Origin of the sequence: Janthinobacterium sp. GW456P (assembly GCF_002127655.1) — a bacterium.
GTDB lineage: Bacteria > Pseudomonadota > Gammaproteobacteria > Burkholderiales > Burkholderiaceae_D > Janthinobacterium.
In genome coordinates this window covers 71,211-86,566 of the sequence record NZ_NEHB01000023.1, presented here as the reverse complement: position 1 = coordinate 86,566, position 15,356 = coordinate 71,211, and the positions used below count along the sequence as shown (strand labels likewise).

The following is a 15,356-nucleotide window of genomic DNA, read 5'->3' as shown; positions in this document are numbered from 1 at the left end:
CGATGCGCATGCCATGCTCACGCTTATTTCTTCTTGGCCGCCTCGTGCAATTCGCGCCAGTTCGCCACTTCGCGCCAGCTGAGACGCCGGGCAGGCAGCGGCGCGCTGACGACCTTGAGTCCCGCCCCGCTGGCCGCGCCCGGCAAGCCAGGTTGCAGCACGGCCAACTCCTTGCGGCCCTCGGCCCGCCCTGTCGCCGTTGCGGCGCCCACCGTGCTGTTCAATTCCAGCGCCAGCGGCGGCGCGCGCGCCAGGCCGTCGAACAAGCGTCCCGTCTGCTCGCCCGCCTGCACCACACCGGCGCCATCGCCGGCAAAACCGCTCAGCACGTCGAGCACGTACAGGCGCGTGACGGGCTTGGCGCAAGAATCTCGCCCCGGCAGGACGGTGTTGAACAACACCCTCCCGGCGGCCAGCACGGGACTATTAATGCTGCGCTCGCCCGTCTGCGCGGTATCGAGAAAGTCGAGATACCAGCCGCGCCTGGCGTCGCTGCCCGTGTAGCGCAGCTCGGCGCCGTCAACGCGCAGGCCGCCCGCCGTCTCGCCCAGGCTGCGCTGTTCCAGGTCGGCCCGGCTGCGCGTGGGAGATGTTGCCCGCACATCGTCGTGCACGGCGTAAAACGACTGCGACAGAAAGGCGGAAGGCCAGGTATCGGCCGCTTCGACCAGTTTGCCCGTGCCAAACAGCAGCAGATAGCCGCCACCAGGCGCATACGCCACGCTCAGCTGCTGCGTCACGGGCTGGCGCCGGCCCTGCGCATCGCGCGCAACAAACACGAGCTTGCGCCCCTGGCCATCCTTCCACGGCGGGCCGCCGGCCATGTCGAGGCGCCAGATATTGCCCTGCAAATCGCCCGCATAGATATACGCGAGCGCACCGTCGCCGCCCGGCACCACGGCGGGCGGGCCCAGCGCGTGGGACATGGCGTCAGTGACCGCATCAGTGTCATGGCCGCCATCGCCACCACCACCGCTGGCCACAGGCACCTTGAGGCGGAAGTAATTACTTCCTATCACCCATGGCGTGCCAGGCGCCTTGTCCAGGGCCAGCAGGAAGATGGCGGCGGCCGATGCGGGCGCCGTCGTGTCCTTGCCGTCATTGACATGGTTGTTGTAGCCGCTGGCGACGATGGCAAAATCGCGGTAGGCTGGCGCGCCCTCCTTGCCGCCCATGTTGACGCGGGCAAAGGCGGGCCGCGCGCGCACGTTGCCCATGAGCTTGTCGTCGCGGTCCGTGAATTCCCATAGCACACCGTCCTGCGCAAAACGCATCGGGTCGGTGATGTCGAGCGCAAACACGCCTTGCGCACCGCCCCCCATGCCCGACACCAGCACCGTCTTCCAGTGTCCCGATGCCAGCACTTCCGCCGTGGCCGCCGCGCCATCGAGCAGCGGGCCGGGGCTGTAGTGAGTGCTCGCAGCGGCTGGTACCGTGTGCAGCAGAGCCTGCGGCAGATAGGCAAACAATTCGCTGCCCGTGCGCGCATCGAACGCATGCAGCAAGCCATCGTTGGCACCCAGGTACAGCATTTTCCGGCGCTGCAGCAGCGCCTGGCGATGCACGCCATAGCCGGCCCCCGGCATGCCCAGACCCGGCGCGCCCACGTACAGCAGGTTGCCGTGCGGCGCCGCGCCCAGGCTGCCGGACCTGCGCCGCAGGAAGCCGCCGGGCTGGCCCACCTCGTGCGTACGCTGGCCCAGCAGATATGCCAGGCGCGCCTCGCCTCTTCCATCGCCGTCGTCGAATGCGCCGCGCTGTGCTGCATCGAGCCCCTTCCAGGCCAGCGGCATCAGGGCGCCCTTGGCGTCAAGCGTGTAGACGGGACGCAAGGCCGTAGATGGCCCATCCGGCATGTTCTCGGGCTGCCCGCCAGCAGTCCACAATGGCTTGCCGGGAAGCAGTGCGCCATCGGCGCCGATGGCAAACGCGCTGCGCGACAAGATCATGCCGCCATCGGCCAGGCGCATCCGCGTGTGGAACCAGTAAGCCTCTTCCGTACCGCTGGCCGGCGCCATCAGGGCCGGCCCCGGCAGCGTCGCCGTCAGCGTGCCCTTGTCGGCGGAGACGAAGGCCGCACGCAGTCCCGCGATCAGGGCGGCCGGATCGCTGCCGGGCAAGTAATGGGTAGGCCAGCGGCCGTCCAGGCTCCATTCATCGAACGCGCTGCCCGTTGCGCTCTTGAATGGGTTGGCGTCGCCGTTCGCATCAAGAAAACCGCCATACTTGGCCGCCAGCAGCAAGGGAGTGGCAGCGGGTACGCCGGCCGGGTCGCCTTGGCGCAAGTCGCCCGCGTAGTGCTCGACCTTTGCAAGGCCATCGTTCTTGCCGCCAGGACGCAACGCCTGCACATGCGACCAGTAGGCCAGGCCCGCCGCATGATAGCTGGCGCCGCCCGCGCCTTCGGCCAGCAATTCCAGTCCCGCCAGGTCGGGCCGTGGCGCGGGATTGCCCTGCGCACCGCCGCTTTCCAGGCCGCCCACCGCATGCATCCAGGCCATCGCATCGAACGGCGGCGGCGCAAAACCATCGGCGGCGCGTGCGCGGTCACCGGTCGAGGCAGGCACAACAGGGACATTGCCGGGCACGTAGCGGTCCCCTGCCATGCCCGCATCGCCGAGGCTGACGACGACATGGCGCTGGCAATTGGCCGTTTGCGGGTCGGTCCATGGGGTCACGACCGGCATACCCTCGTCGATGGCAGGCGGGGCCGTGGCGGGCGGCACGGCGGCGCTTGCTTGCCGCCCCTGCAGGTAGCGCAGCGATTCGTACAGCAATTCAGCCAGCGGCGCGGCCCTCGCGTACGCACCCAGACGCTCGGCATTGCTGCGGCCCAGGCCGTTGATGTAAGCGGTCACCCCGCCGCCAGCGCCTGCGTCCTGGTCCGCGCCTTGGACGGCAAACACGCCATTGACGGGATTCCACTCGGCGCCGGCATTGTCTTGCGGCAGAAAGTCGGGCGCCAGCCAGCGTTGCTGGCCCACGTGGGCCAGCGGCGCGCGCAGCACGCCGCCATACACGGGGCTGGCACTGGCGGACACGCCGTTCAAATGGCCAAACACGCCCACGCGTACCCTGCCGCCAAGGCGCTGCACGACGCCCACCGGTTTGTAGTTCTTGCCGTACGCGAGGCACAGGTCGTCGCGCAGCGGCCCCTCATCGGCATCGCAAACGCGCACACGCGCGAGGAACACGCCGTGCGTGGCGGCGATGCCGGGCGCGTCGCAACTGCCGCCCGGAGGCACGCTGGCGTCGCCGAACAGCAGGCGATTACGGCAGGAAACGATGGCCAGTTGCGCCAGCGCAAACGGCGTCGCCGCCGCCACGCCGGTGTGCAAGACCTTGCGCGGAAAAAAAACCGGGTGGGCATAGAAGTCGACGGGACCGTCGGCATCGGGCAGGTAGGCGCGCTGCAGCACCGTCTTGCGCACTTCGTCGATGACGCGGTCGCCGCCCGTCAGGGCATAGCGGACGATATCGAGCATGCTGGCGCTGGCCCAGTTCAGAAAGTTGCCGCTAAAACTATCACCGCCGCAACCGTGCAGCGCGTCGGCCGGTTTCAGCACGGAGAAGTAAGCGGTCGCTACGCGCAAGTCCGGCAGCATGACGCCGTCCTTGCTGCGGTACGGATAGCTGTAGCACATGCGCGCATGGAAGTAACCGAGGTACTCGCGCTGCGGCGCATAGTCGCCGCCATGCGCGGCGGCGGCCGCCGCATGCGTGAGCGACAGGTTGAGCAGCAGATTCGGCGGCACTCTGGCGCCGGGCAAGCCCGCGTCGGACCGCGCCAACGCCACGGGAGAAGCCGCCGCAACAGCAGCGCCGCAAGCCAGGGAAACCAGGCCGATCAGCAACAGCCAGGCGGACCACCAAGCGGATAGCCAAGCAAACGACAAAGCCCTCATGGTCCCGCTCCCGCCGCCTGCTTGCGATAATAACTTTGCAGCACGACTTGCGTGCTTTCCTGCGCGCCGAAACCGATGGCCGTGATGCGGTACACATAACTTTCCGTTGCCAGGCCGCCAGCCACTGCCGCCGCCTGCGCGCCGGGCGGGTGAAACGGCAGTAATTCGATCAGGTAACGGGGCCGGCGCGACGGCAGGAAACCCTGCCCCGTCTGCATGACGGCGCCCGTAAACTGGCCATACGGCACGGCGCGGCTGCCACTTCCCCCTTCGGGGCCATCGAGGTCCATGCTCAGCCAGAGGGCCGGCGCGTCCGGGGCTGCGGGCAGGCACAGGCCCAGTGCGCCTCCCTCGCCGCAGCCGTCCGCGAACCCGGCCGCACTTCCTGGCGCAAAGAGGCTGCTGCGTCCCGGCGCGCCGGGCAAGCCTTCGATATCGTTCTGCGCATCCATCAATGCTTCCTCCGCCGCCTGAAACGCGATCTGCCGGTCGCGCTCGCCGCGTGCCGCCTTTTCGCCCTGCAAGGCTATCTGTGCAGCTGATATGCCCAGCAGCAAGACGATCACCAGCAGGCACAACACATACACGAGGGTGGCGCCCCGGTGGCGGACACGCGGTATGCAACGAAGCGCACCGCGAGGCACACCAAGCGGCGCACCACGCATTGCCCCGCAAGGTATGCAACGGCGGACGCCCGCGCCAGCCATCGCGCCGCCCGCCTAGGCCGGCCCGTTGCGCAGCATGATGCTCGTCTGCACCAGTTGCCGCAGCCGCGAGCGCATCGCGGCGGGCAAGGACGCGCGCGCGATGCGCACGCCCGTGTCGCCGGCGCCGTGCGCCTCGGCATATGCCTTGCCGAACAGGTCGAACTGCGCCGGCCCCAGTTCCGCCAGCTTGTCCGCCTGGCCCGCCTCGCCATGCAACAGCAAGGCCACGCGCACGCTGGCCACGCGCTTCCAGTGCGTGCGGCGATACAAATCGCGCTGGCGCGCGGCCGCATCCGCTCCCTGCAGCACCAGCGCCGCGTCGTAGGCGTCGAGCGCGCTGGCGTTGACATAGCGGTTCGCCACGCCGTCGGGCGGCGTATCCGTGTCCACGCCATACAGCACCTGGAAACCGTCGACGCCGCGAATGACGGCGTCCGCGCCCCAGCCGTTCGCGCCACGGTATTTGCAGCGCAGCTCGCCGTCGCCATCAGCGCCCTGCACCACATAGAAAATGCTCCAGCCCCGCTGCGCCTCCGTTTGCGCGGCACCCACGCCAAAACCGGCGCAATTGAGCACGGACCCGTCGCCGCCCTCTTCCTTGCCGGCGCCGTAATAGCGCAAGGCCAGCACATCGCTGCCATGCAGGACACCGGGCAAGGCGCCGCTGATGCCTGCGCTGTTCTTGCCCAGGCTGCGCGCGTCGAGCCCGGCGATATTGGCGCTGTCGTCATCGGCGTGGGCGACGGGCGCGGCGCCGCTATCCCAATTCACGTACGCCGTCTGGCGCACGGCGCGGGCGATGGTGTCGAGCGCATAGCGGCCGTTATCGTCCAGCCGCGCGCTGGCGGACTGGTCGCCATAGCTGCCGCTGGCCGCCAGCAGCACGCTACTGGCGGCCAGCATCAGCAGCGCACCGAGCGACAGGGCCACCAGCAATTCGACGAGGCTCATGCCGCGCCGCCGTCGCCACGCGGCATGCACGCCGTTCATGCGCCGCCTCCGCCCAGCTGGAATACCAGCCTGGGCAACGACTCGCCTGCCGCATTCACGGCGGGCGAGCCATCGGGCAAGCGGCCGCGCCAGCCCAGCTTGATGACGATGGGCGCGCCCTTGCCGCCGCTGCACGCCCAGTGCAAGCCTTGCGCGGCGGCATCCCAGGCAGAGGCATCGCGGCAGATATGCAGACGCGCCCCGGGCAAGGCCGCATGCAGCGATTGCTTCCATTCGGCGATGTCGAATTGCGCCAGTTCGGCCGCGCCGCAGGCACTAGCGCCAAAGCAGTCCGGCGCGGCGCCGCCTGCTTCGGCGTCGTCCGCCGCCGCGTAGGCCACGTTCAAGTAGGGATTGCCCGCATCGGGACCATTCATGAGCACGCTGTTTGCGCGCATGCGCTCGGCCATGCCGGCCGCCAGCTGCGCGCCCGCCGACAACAGCGCCGACTCATGGCGTGCACGCAGGGAGTGCAGTTGCAAAATGCTGGCACCGAGCAGGCCCAGCGCCAACAGCAGCAGCGACACGAGCACCTCGACGAGGCTGCTGCCACCCGCTGGAAACATAGTGCGACCGCCCTTGCGCATGCGCTACTCCCTTCCGCAGAAAGAGTCGCAAGAACAGGCGGCCCAGCTACAAGATAGGCGCGCGCAAAAAGCCGGGTCTGCGTTAGCGCAAACAGTGCGGCGAAAGGTGGGAGGAACAGCGTTGGTATTGATCAGGTCGCTTGTCAGGCCAGCACAGGCGTGGTGAAGCGGGGCGCATGACCAGCCCCGCCTTCAACAAGGAGAGCACCCGGGTGAACGTCAGGGCTTGCGCGCCTGTCCCACTTCGGCAATCGCATCCTGGAACTCGGCCAGGTCTTCGAAATTCTTGTAGACGGAAGCGAAGCGGATGTAGGCGATCTTGTCCAGGCGCTTGAGCTCCTGCATGACGAGTTCGCCGATATAGCCGGAATCGACTTCGCGCAAGCCGCTGGTCAGCAGTTTTTCCTGGATGGACGCGATGGCCGTGTCCACGGAGGCGGCCGCGACGGGACGCTTGCGCAAGGCCAGCATCAAACTGCCGCGCAACTTATCCGCAGCGAACTCCGTCCGGCTGCCATTCTTTTTGACGACGGCCGGCATGATAAGTTCAATGCGTTCGTACGTGGTAAAACGCTTGTCGCATTTGCCGCAGCGGCGGCGGCGCCGAATGGCATCCCCTTCCTCCGATACGCGCGTATCGAGAACCTGGGTGTCGCCGTGCTGGCAAAATGGACATTTCATGGGCTGGCTACAACTTTATAGTAATAATTACGGGAAATCACCGCCCTTGTACAAAGGGCGCCCGAATCACTCCGGGCGCCCTTGGGCACGAAGGAATGTGTCATACGGAATCTTACTCCGTATGACACATTCTGGACAAATAATTATGCTGCGTACACAGGGTGCGCGTCAGCCAGCACTTTCACGGCTGCTTTGACGCGCTCGATGGTGGCGGCGTCATGCGGGTTGTCCAGCACGTCGGCGATCAGGTTGCCCACTTCTTCCGCTTGCGCTTCCTTGAAACCGCGCGTCGTCATCGCCGGGCTGCCCAGGCGGATGCCCGAGGTGACGAACGGTTTTTGCGGGTCGTTCGGGATGCCGTTCTTGTTGCAGGTGATGTGCGCGGAACCGAGGATGGCTTCGGCTTCCTTGCCCGTCAGGTTCTTGGCGCGCAGGTCGACCAGCATGACGTGCGATTCGGTGCCGCCAGAAACAATACGCAGGCCGCGCTTGATCAGGGTTTTCGCCAGCACGTCGGCGTTCTTGATCACTTGCTTCTGGTATTCGACGAATTCAGGGCTCAGCGCTTCCTTGAAGGCGACGGCCTTGCCGGCGATCACGTGCATCAGCGGGCCGCCCTGGATGCCAGGGAAGATGGCCGAGTTGATGGCTTTTTCGTGCTCGGCCTTCATCAGGATGATGCCGCCGCGCGGACCGCGCAGCGATTTGTGCGTGGTCGAGGTGACGAAGTCGGCGAACGGCACCGGATTCGGATACAGGCCGGCGGCGATCAGGCCGGCGTAGTGGGCCATGTCGACCATGAAGTAGGCGCCCACTTCCTTGGCAATCTTCCCGAAGCGTTCGAAGTCGATCTTTTTCGAGAAGGCCGATGCGCCGGCGATGATCAGTTTCGGCTTGCGTTCGCGGGCCAGGCGCTCCATCGCCTCGTAGTCGATGTCTTCTTCCGCCGTCAAGCCGTACGACACGACGTCGAACCATTTGCCGGACATGTTCAGCGGCATGCCGTGGGTCAGGTGGCCGCCTTCGGCCAGCGACATACCCATGATCAGGTCGCCTGGTTTCAGCATGGCGAAGAACACGCCCTGGTTCGCCTGCGAGCCGGAATTCGGCTGCACGTTCGCGCATTCGGCGCCGAACAGTTGCTTGACGCGGTCGATGGCCAGTTGCTCGGCCACGTCGACGTATTCGCAGCCGCCGTAGTAGCGCTTGCCCGGGTAGCCTTCGGCGTACTTGTTCGTCAGCTGCGAGCCTTGCGCTTCCATTACGGCTGGCGACGTGTAGTTCTCCGACGCGATCAGTTCGATATGGTCGTGCTGGCGCGTGTTCTCTTTTTGAATGACGGCGAACAATTCAGGATCGACGTTGGCGAGGGTGTGATCTTTTGCAAACATGTAAAAACTCCAAGTATGAGGGTGCTTGTACTGGCAGGTTGGATCGAATGAGGGGAGCCGGCGTTAAGTGAATAACAACATTGGACGGGCAGCCTCTTCGTGCTTTTCCATAGTGGCTACCCAGGCGAACGGCTGATGAAAAATCTCACGTTTCCCGGTGGGTGCCCACCTTTCGCCGGTTTGCCGATCGCCACTCATGGAGATCGCCCGACTTTTCGCCAGTCACGTGAGACGTAATGGAAGTCAAATTGTAAGTTAAGTGCCCAAATTGAGCAAGGAATGCAACCGTGCGGCTATAATCGCCGCGCGCCGCCGCAGCTAAGGCCGGTCACGCTCCGCCCGCACGCTGGCTGCGGCGCTTAAGCTGGACTTAAACCTGGCCATGGCATGTAAGCGTATGTTACGAAGCTTGCCATTGCACACGCCAGATTTACAATGCTGCGGTGCAACTTATATGCAGCTTTTGCATGGCTTTCCAGCAAGCGCCCACAGTCACAAGAAGAAAAATCGCGTAAAATGTTGCTCAATCTCACTACTGGCGCAATAAACATGCCTTCAGTCTTTACCTGGAACGTACGTGTCTACTATGAAGACACCGACGCCGGCGGCATCGTCTATTACGCTAACTACCTCAAATTCTTCGAGCGCGCACGCACGGAATGGCTGCGCGCCATCGACGTGGGTCAGCAGGAATTGCTGGAACAGCATGACGCGATGTTCGTTGTCAAAAGCGTCAACGCCGACTATCATGCGCCAGCCAGGCTCGATGACACGGTAAGATTAACCTTAAGCATAGAAAAAATGGGGCGCGCCTCCATCGTTTTCCTGCAACAAGCCTGGTGCGGCGACCGCCTGCTCAACACGGCCCGCGTCAAGATCGGCTGCGTCGACTCGGCACTGCGCCCGCGCGCCTTGCCTGATGCGGTCGCGGCCCGCATGCGCGCCACCTGAGCCCTACCGCCACCCCCGGATAATTCACCCAACAGACTGCCTGCCAATGAACGTTACACAAGATCTTTCTTTCCTCGCGCTCATCACCAATGCCCACCTGATCGTGCAACTGATCATGGCCCTGCTGCTGCTGATCTCCCTGACCAGCTGGACCTACATTTTCCGCAAGATGTTTGCCGTGCGCCAGGCGCGCAAGCAAACCATCGAATTCGAACGCAGCTTCTGGGCCGGCGGCAACCTGCATGCGCTGCACCAGAACGCCAGCGGCAACCGCGACCAGAGCGGCGCGCTGGCCCGCATTTTCGACGCCGGCATGGGCGAATTCATCAAGGGCAAGGCGTCCTACGGTTCGCGTGAAGCGCTGGACGTCGGCGCCGTGCTCGACGGCGCACGCCGCGCCATGCGCGCCGCCTTCCAGCGTGAAATGGACGTGCTCGAATCGCACCTGGCCTTCCTCGCCTCCGTCGGCTCCGTCTCGCCGTACATCGGCCTGCTCGGCACCGTGTGGGGCATCATGAACGCCTTCCGTGGCCTGGCCAACGTGCAGCAAGCCACCCTGGCCGCCGTTGCGCCCGGCATTGCCGAAGCGCTGATCGCCACGGCCATCGGCCTGTTCGCCGCGATTCCCGCCGTCGTCGCCTACAACCGTTTTTCGCATGACATCGACCGCCTGGCGATCCGCTTCGAGAGCTTCGTCGAGGAATTCTCCAACATCTTGCAGCGTCAGTCGCGCTAAGAGGGAGCAAGGTCCATGGGTTCCTCATTCAATAGCGGCGGCATGCGCGGCGGCCGCGGCCGCAAGTTCAAGTCCGAGATCAACGTCGTGCCGTACATCGACGTGATGCTGGTGCTGCTGATCATTTTCATGGTGATGCCGTCGTCGAACAATCCCAGCGTGGTGAACCTGCCCAACGCGGAAAAGTCGGCGAAACCGCCCGATGACTATATTCAGATCGTGCTCAAGCCAAATGGTTCGCTGTCGATCGGCGTGAGCGGCAAGGAACAGCTGGCGCCGGAAACGGAACCGAACCGCGACGCCCTGCTGCGCAAGCTGCGCGGTTTGCACGAGAGCAATCCAGACTATCCCGTGATGATCGCGGGCGACAAGGAAAGCAAGTACGACGATGTGATCCAGCTCATTTCGGAAGCGAAAAAGATGGGCATTACCCGTGTCGGCTTGGCCACCAAGTAAGCGCAGCATCCTGTTTCCAGACTTGACCGTTTTTAGATAGACTAGACTTTGCAGAACAAACAAATCGACCATGTACTCGGCAAGCCCTACAGCGTGCCGCGCGAACGCAGCCGCTGGCCCTCGCTGGGCCTGGCGCTGGCGATGCACCTTGGCCTGCTGTTTTTCCTGTGGGTGGGCGTACACTGGCAAAATACGGAACCTGTCGCCGTCGAAGCGGAAGTGTGGGACATGAAAGTGCAGACGGCCGCGCCGCCGCCCGAAGTGGCGACGGAACCGGAGCCGACACCGGCGCCGCCGCCGGAACCGCAAGTGGAACAGCCTGCCCCGCCGCCACCGCCGCCCGTGGCCGCGCCCGAACCGAAAGTCGACCTGCGCGAGGCGGAGATCGCCCTCGAACGCAAGAAGGCCAAGCTGAAGGAAGAGAAGGAAAAAGCGGCAGCGGAAGAGCGCCGCAAGCAGGAACAGAAGGAACGCGAGGAAGAAAAGCGCGAACTGGAAAAACAGAAGCAGAAGGAAAAAGACAAGGCTGAAAAGCTGGAAAAAGAAAAGGCCGACAAGCTGGAGAAAGCCAAGCTGGCCAAAGAGAAAGAAAAAGCGGCGGAAGAAAAAGCCGAGAAAGAACTGTCCGAGAAAAAAGCGGCGGCGGAAAAAGCGGCCAAGGCGAAAAAAGCAGCTGCGGAAAAAGCGGCAGCCGACAAATTGCGTGCCGATGATATGAAGCGCCTGATGGCGCAGGCAGGCAACGGTACGACAGGCACGGCCGCGAAAGCGACCGCGCCGCGCAAGGACAGCGGCTATGTCGCTGCCCTGACGAGCAAGATCAAGAGCAATATCGCGTACAGCGGTAGCACGGACGTGCCGGGCAACCCGCGCGCCGTGTTCAAGATCGAGCAACTGCCAACTGGGGAAATTATTTCGGTCCGAAAGATTAAAAGTAGCGGCCTGCCGGCGTATGACAGCTCGGTGGAAAACGCCATTAATAAATCGTCGCCACTGCCGAAGAAAAAAGACGGCACCGTGGAACGCGAGATTGAACTCATATTCGAGATGAAGGATTTGCCTAAATGATGACCATGAAAAAAATGAGCTATGTCGTGCTCTGCGCCGGCCTGATGCTGGGAGCGTCAGGCGCGCAGGCGCAGCTGCGCGTGGAGATTACGGGGATCGGCAGCAACCAGATCCCGGTGGCTGTGGCCAGCTTTGTCAATGAATCGGCGGCGCCGCAATCGCTGTCCGGCATTATCAAGGCCGACCTGGCGCGCAGCGGCGTGTTCAAGCTGATCGACGCCGATGCGCCCGTGTCGGAAACGGCGCCCGTCAGCTACGAACAATGGAAATCGCGCGGCGCCGACGCGCTGGCGGCCGGCAGCGTGCAAAGCATGGCCGATGGCCGCCTGGACGTGCGCTACAAACTGTTCGACACCATCAAGGGCGCGCAGATTTCCAGCATGAACAATGCGGCCGCGCCGCAGTTCAACCGCCTGCTGGCGCACAAGATCGCCGACGACATCTATGAAAAGCTGACAGGCGTCAAGGGCGCGTTCGCCACGCGCATCGCCTACGTCACGCAATCGGGCCGCGAATACCGCCTGGAAATCGCCGACGCCGATGGCGAAGGCATCCAGGTCGCCCTGCGCTCGAACGAGCCGATCATTTCGCCGTCGTGGTCGCCGGATGGCACCAAGGTCGCGTATGTGTCGTTTGAAAAGAAAAAACCCATCGTCTACGTGCAAAACCTGGTAACGCGCCAGCGCACCATCGTGTCGAATGAAAAAGGCAGCAATTCCGCGCCGAGCTGGAGCCCGGACGGCTCGCGCCTGGCCGTGGCCCTGTCGCGCGATGGCCATACCCAGGTCTACACCGTCAATGCCGACGGCAGCGGCTTGCGCCGCGTCAGCACCAGCAGCGGCATCGATACGGAACCCCAATTCTCGGCCGATGGCCAAAGCATTTACTTCACCAGCGATCGCAGCGGCGGACCACAGATCTACCGCATGTCGAGCAGCGGTGGCGAAGCCAAGCGCGTGACGTTTGGCGGCTCCTACAACATCAGCCCGCGGATCTCGTCCGACGGGAAGACACTCGCTTATATTTCCCGTCGCGACGGCAATTTCCAGCTCTACGCGCTCGACCTGGCTAGTGGCCAGGAACTGCGCCTGTCGGACACCGCCAACGACGAATCACCGAGCTTTTCGCCCAACGGGAAATATATCATGTACGCGACCGAATCCGGACGACGCAAGTCGCTGGCAGTGGTATCGGTGGATGGCCGCGTCAAACAGCGTTTGACTACGCAAGCTGGCAATATCAAGGAGCCCACCTGGGGTCCTTTTATGAAGTAAGTGCTGTACAGTTTCACCTTTAACCATGACCCGGAGAATAAAAATGAGTAACTTTAAAAGTTTGGCTTTCATCGCCGCTACCGCAGCTCTGCTGTCCGCCTGCAGCACCCCAGTCAAAGTAGCAGAAACCCCAGTGGTTGAGCGCGCTCCTGAAAAAGTCGCCGCTCCAGTTGACACCCGTCAAGTTCAGCCAGTAACGACCGCATCGGTCGACCCACTGGACGATCCAAAAGGCGTGCTGGCTAACCGCAGCATCTACTTCGACTTCGACAAATACGTCGTGCGCGAAGCGGACACCCCAGTCGTGCAAAACCACGCTGCTTACCTGGTGAAAACCCCATCGCGCAAGATCCTGATCCAAGGTAACACCGATGAACGCGGTGGCGCTGAGTACAACCTGGCCCTGGGCCAGAAACGTGCTGAAGCCGTGCGCAAGTCGATGGCTGCCCTGGGCGTGCCAGAAGGCCAAATGGAAGCCGTGTCGCTGGGCAAAGAAAAGCCTAAAGCACAAGGCAGCAACGAAGCAGCATGGGCTGAAAACCGCCGCGCTGACATCGTTTATTGATGTTGACGGGTGAGCGCAGCAGCATTGGCGCTTACCTAACTGGCCAGTCATAGGCATAATAATGGGGCGCAGCGCGGTGATTCACCGCCCGGCGCCCCGTTTGCATGTTTTGCGTAACCTTAGAAAGCCCGACCCATGATGACATTCTCGAAAGCCGGCGTCGCCGCCGCCTTGATGGCCGCGTTTGCCTACCTGCCCCTGCACGCCAACGCCGCCCTGTTCGACGACGACGAAGCACGCAAAGCCATCCTGGAGCTGCGCGCCAAGGTCGACGCGATGGCGCGCGACCTGAACGGCCGCATCGACGCCAAGGCGGACAAGACCAGCACCCTGAGCCTGATCAACCAGCACGACCAGACGATGCAAGAGATCGCCCGCCTGCGCGGCCAGATCGAAGTGCTGGGCAACGACCTGGCGAATGTGCAAAAGCGCCAGAAGGATTTCTACACCGACATCGACGCGCGCCTGCGCAAGCTGGAGCCGCGCCAGGTCACCATCGACGGCCAGGAAGCGGCCGTGGGCGTGTCCGAGCAAAGCGCGTACGAGTCCGCGTTCGGCCTGTTCAAGTCCGGCGACTACAAGGGCGCCGTCACGGCCCTGGACGCCTTCGTCAAGCGCTATCCGGAATCGGCGTATGCAGCCAACGCGCAATACTGGCTGGGCAACGCCTATTATGCCCAGCGCGACTGCAAAAATGCCATCACGGCCCAGCAGGCAGTGCTGAAACACTACGCAGACAGCCCGAAGGCGCCCGACGCCATGCTCAACATCGCCAGTTGCTACACGGAGCTGAAAGACAAGCCGAACGCCACCAAGACGCTGAACGCGCTGATCTCGCGCTACCCGGACTCCAGCGCGGCCCAGGCCGCCAAGGAACGGGGCGGCAAAAAGTAAAAGCGGGGAAAAAGTTGCCCGTTAGGTTTGACAGAATCCCGGGCACCCCCTATAATCTTTCTTCTTCGGGTCGTTAGCTCAGCTGGTAGAGCAGCGGACTTTTAATCCGTTGGTCGCAGGTTCGAATCCCGCACGGCCTACCACGAATACGCAGTACTGATCTGCTTGCGAGTTGTTATAGCAAGCATTTTTTTACGGCACAGTGTTACCGAAGTTGTTGTGAAAAGTTTTTGGGTCGTTAGCTCAGCTGGTAGAGCAGCGGACTTTTAATCCGTTGGTCGCAGGTTCGAATCCCGCACGGCCTACCAAATACTTCAGAAAAGCCAACCGTTCGCGGTTGGCTTTTTTGTTTTTGGCCGCATCGCTTGCACGGAATGCCGCCCCTGGCACACATCAAACACCTTGCCACCTGCGATGCACCTGCGCCGGACTGTCATATAATCAGACAATCATGCATACGACTCCATCCTCGACCATGTCCGAATTTGCGACAGCGGAAGCAGCCGAAACCTATGACCACTGGTTTCGCGCCAAGGTGTTGGCGTCACTCAATGATGACCGCCCCCCCCGTCCACATGAGACGGTTATGGCGCAACTGAGGAAAATCGTCGCAGCCCGGCCTGATGACCATGCCGCCGATTCGATGGAAGGCTGAAGCGCAGGATGATTTGACCGCGATCCTCGCTTACATCGCACAGCGCAACCGGCCGGCAGCACTTCAGCTTTACAACGACATCGACAACGCCATCTCCCAACTTCCAAATCATCCACATTTATACCGAACCGGAAGAGTTGCCGGCACGCGGGAACTGCTTGCTCACCCAAACTATGTCGTCGTATATCGCGTTGAAGCAAGCGCAATAGAAATTCTTGCCGTCATGCATACACGGCAACTATATCCCTGAGCCCCTTCCCCGCATATCGAAAACCAGTCGTTAACGCGACACCAACGCCGGCCTCCCGGCCAACTGCGCCACCACACCGCCCACCACCCGCCCCAGCGGCACTTCCACCCAGCGGTAAAACGCGGCACCGGCCGCCAGGCTGGCGCCCCAGGCCGTCAGCATGCCCAGCGCCTGCCACTCCGGTTCGAGCGGCACATATGTGATAAACAAGGCATTCACCAACAGGCTGACGGGGAAGTGCACGAG

15 protein-coding genes, 2 tRNA genes, 1 pseudogene and 1 riboswitch are annotated in these 15,356 nt (G+C 63.2%); of the genes and pseudogenes, 11 read left to right on the top strand and 7 right to left on the bottom strand.

The window, feature by feature from the left end:
- Nucleotides 1-23: 23 nt before the first annotated feature.
- The 6 genes from CBW66_RS20070 to glyA all read right to left on the bottom strand — a co-directional run bounded on the left by CBW66_RS20070 (nt 24) and on the right by glyA (nt 8,261).
- Nucleotides 24-3,905: a pilus assembly protein gene (locus tag CBW66_RS20070; RefSeq protein WP_086139749.1), complete on the bottom strand. Its 3,882-nt coding sequence runs from the start codon at nt 3,903-3,905 to the stop codon at nt 24-26.
- Complete coding sequence (locus CBW66_RS20065) at nt 3,902-4,570, bottom strand: PilX N-terminal domain-containing pilus assembly protein (RefSeq protein WP_268992707.1); 669 nt, start codon at nt 4,568-4,570, stop codon at nt 3,902-3,904. The genes CBW66_RS20070 and CBW66_RS20065 overlap by 4 nt, the downstream gene beginning before the upstream one ends.
- Nucleotides 4,571-4,624: 54 nt before the next feature.
- Complete coding sequence (locus tag CBW66_RS20060) at nt 4,625-5,602, bottom strand: PilW family protein (protein ID WP_086139748.1); 978 nt, start codon at nt 5,600-5,602, stop codon at nt 4,625-4,627.
- Nucleotides 5,599-6,168 (bottom strand): type IV pilus modification protein PilV, encoded by a 570-nt coding sequence (gene pilV, locus CBW66_RS20055; RefSeq protein WP_086139761.1) that lies wholly within the window; start codon nt 6,166-6,168, stop codon nt 5,599-5,601. The genes CBW66_RS20060 and pilV overlap by 4 nt, the downstream gene beginning before the upstream one ends.
- Before the next feature lie 240 nt (nt 6,169-6,408).
- The gene (gene nrdR / locus CBW66_RS20050; protein ID WP_034759169.1) at nt 6,409-6,870 is read right to left on the bottom strand and encodes a transcriptional regulator NrdR; all 462 of its coding nucleotides are present in this window, start codon (nt 6,868-6,870) and stop codon (nt 6,409-6,411) included.
- Between the two features lie 143 nt (nt 6,871-7,013).
- Nucleotides 7,014-8,261, bottom strand: coding sequence for a serine hydroxymethyltransferase (glyA, locus tag CBW66_RS20045; protein ID WP_058050318.1), 1,248 nt, complete (start codon nt 8,259-8,261; stop codon nt 7,014-7,016).
- 111 nt (nt 8,262-8,372) lie between these two features.
- A riboswitch (ZMP/ZTP riboswitch) is annotated at nt 8,373-8,497 on the bottom strand.
- A 313-nt stretch (nt 8,498-8,810) separates the two neighbouring features.
- On the opposite strand from glyA, the gene ybgC reads away from it, so the two are divergent.
- The 11 genes from ybgC to CBW66_RS19995 all read left to right on the top strand — a co-directional run bounded on the left by ybgC (nt 8,811) and on the right by CBW66_RS19995 (nt 15,110).
- Nucleotides 8,811-9,212 carry a tol-pal system-associated acyl-CoA thioesterase gene (gene ybgC, locus CBW66_RS20040; RefSeq protein WP_086139747.1) on the top strand — a complete coding sequence of 134 codons (402 nt, stop codon included), beginning with the start codon at nt 8,811-8,813 and terminating at the stop codon, nt 9,210-9,212.
- Between the two features lie 46 nt (nt 9,213-9,258).
- The gene (tolQ, locus tag CBW66_RS20035) at nt 9,259-9,948 is read left to right on the top strand and encodes a protein TolQ (RefSeq protein ID WP_046682323.1); all 690 of its coding nucleotides are present in this window, start codon (nt 9,259-9,261) and stop codon (nt 9,946-9,948) included.
- A 15-nt stretch (nt 9,949-9,963) separates the two neighbouring features.
- Nucleotides 9,964-10,404 carry an ExbD/TolR family protein gene (locus tag CBW66_RS20030; protein ID WP_230492162.1) on the top strand — a complete coding sequence of 147 codons (441 nt, stop codon included), beginning with the start codon at nt 9,964-9,966 and terminating at the stop codon, nt 10,402-10,404.
- A gap of 48 nt (nt 10,405-10,452) precedes the next feature.
- Nucleotides 10,453-11,472 (top strand): cell envelope integrity protein TolA, encoded by a 1,020-nt coding sequence (gene tolA, locus CBW66_RS20025; RefSeq protein ID WP_086139746.1) that lies wholly within the window; start codon nt 10,453-10,455, stop codon nt 11,470-11,472.
- Nucleotides 11,469-12,746: a Tol-Pal system beta propeller repeat protein TolB gene (gene tolB, locus CBW66_RS20020; RefSeq protein WP_139841731.1), complete on the top strand. Its 1,278-nt coding sequence runs from the start codon at nt 11,469-11,471 to the stop codon at nt 12,744-12,746. Before tolA ends, tolB begins: the two co-directional genes overlap by 4 nt.
- A 43-nt stretch (nt 12,747-12,789) precedes the next feature.
- Complete coding sequence (gene pal / locus CBW66_RS20015; protein ID WP_034759187.1) at nt 12,790-13,311, top strand: peptidoglycan-associated lipoprotein Pal; 522 nt, start codon at nt 12,790-12,792, stop codon at nt 13,309-13,311.
- 135 nt (nt 13,312-13,446) lie between these two features.
- The gene (gene ybgF / locus CBW66_RS20010) at nt 13,447-14,205 is read left to right on the top strand and encodes a tol-pal system protein YbgF (RefSeq protein ID WP_086139745.1); all 759 of its coding nucleotides are present in this window, start codon (nt 13,447-13,449) and stop codon (nt 14,203-14,205) included.
- Nucleotides 14,206-14,272: 67 nt separating this feature from the next.
- A tRNA-Lys gene (locus tag CBW66_RS20005) sits at nt 14,273-14,348 on the top strand.
- An 89-nt stretch (nt 14,349-14,437) separates the two neighbouring features.
- Nucleotides 14,438-14,513: transfer RNA gene (locus tag CBW66_RS20000), tRNA-Lys, on the top strand.
- A gap of 143 nt (nt 14,514-14,656) precedes the next feature.
- On the top strand, nt 14,657-14,860 hold the full coding sequence (locus CBW66_RS29810; RefSeq protein ID WP_367301876.1) for a stability determinant: 204 nt from the start codon (nt 14,657-14,659) through the stop codon (nt 14,858-14,860).
- The gene (locus CBW66_RS19995; protein WP_086139744.1) at nt 14,829-15,110 is read left to right on the top strand and encodes a type II toxin-antitoxin system RelE/ParE family toxin; all 282 of its coding nucleotides are present in this window, start codon (nt 14,829-14,831) and stop codon (nt 15,108-15,110) included. Before CBW66_RS29810 ends, CBW66_RS19995 begins: the two co-directional genes overlap by 32 nt.
- A gap of 30 nt (nt 15,111-15,140) precedes the next feature.
- Here CBW66_RS19995 and CBW66_RS19990 read toward each other — a convergent pair.
- A pseudogene (locus CBW66_RS19990) lies at nt 15,141-15,356 on the bottom strand (acyltransferase); the annotation flags it as partial.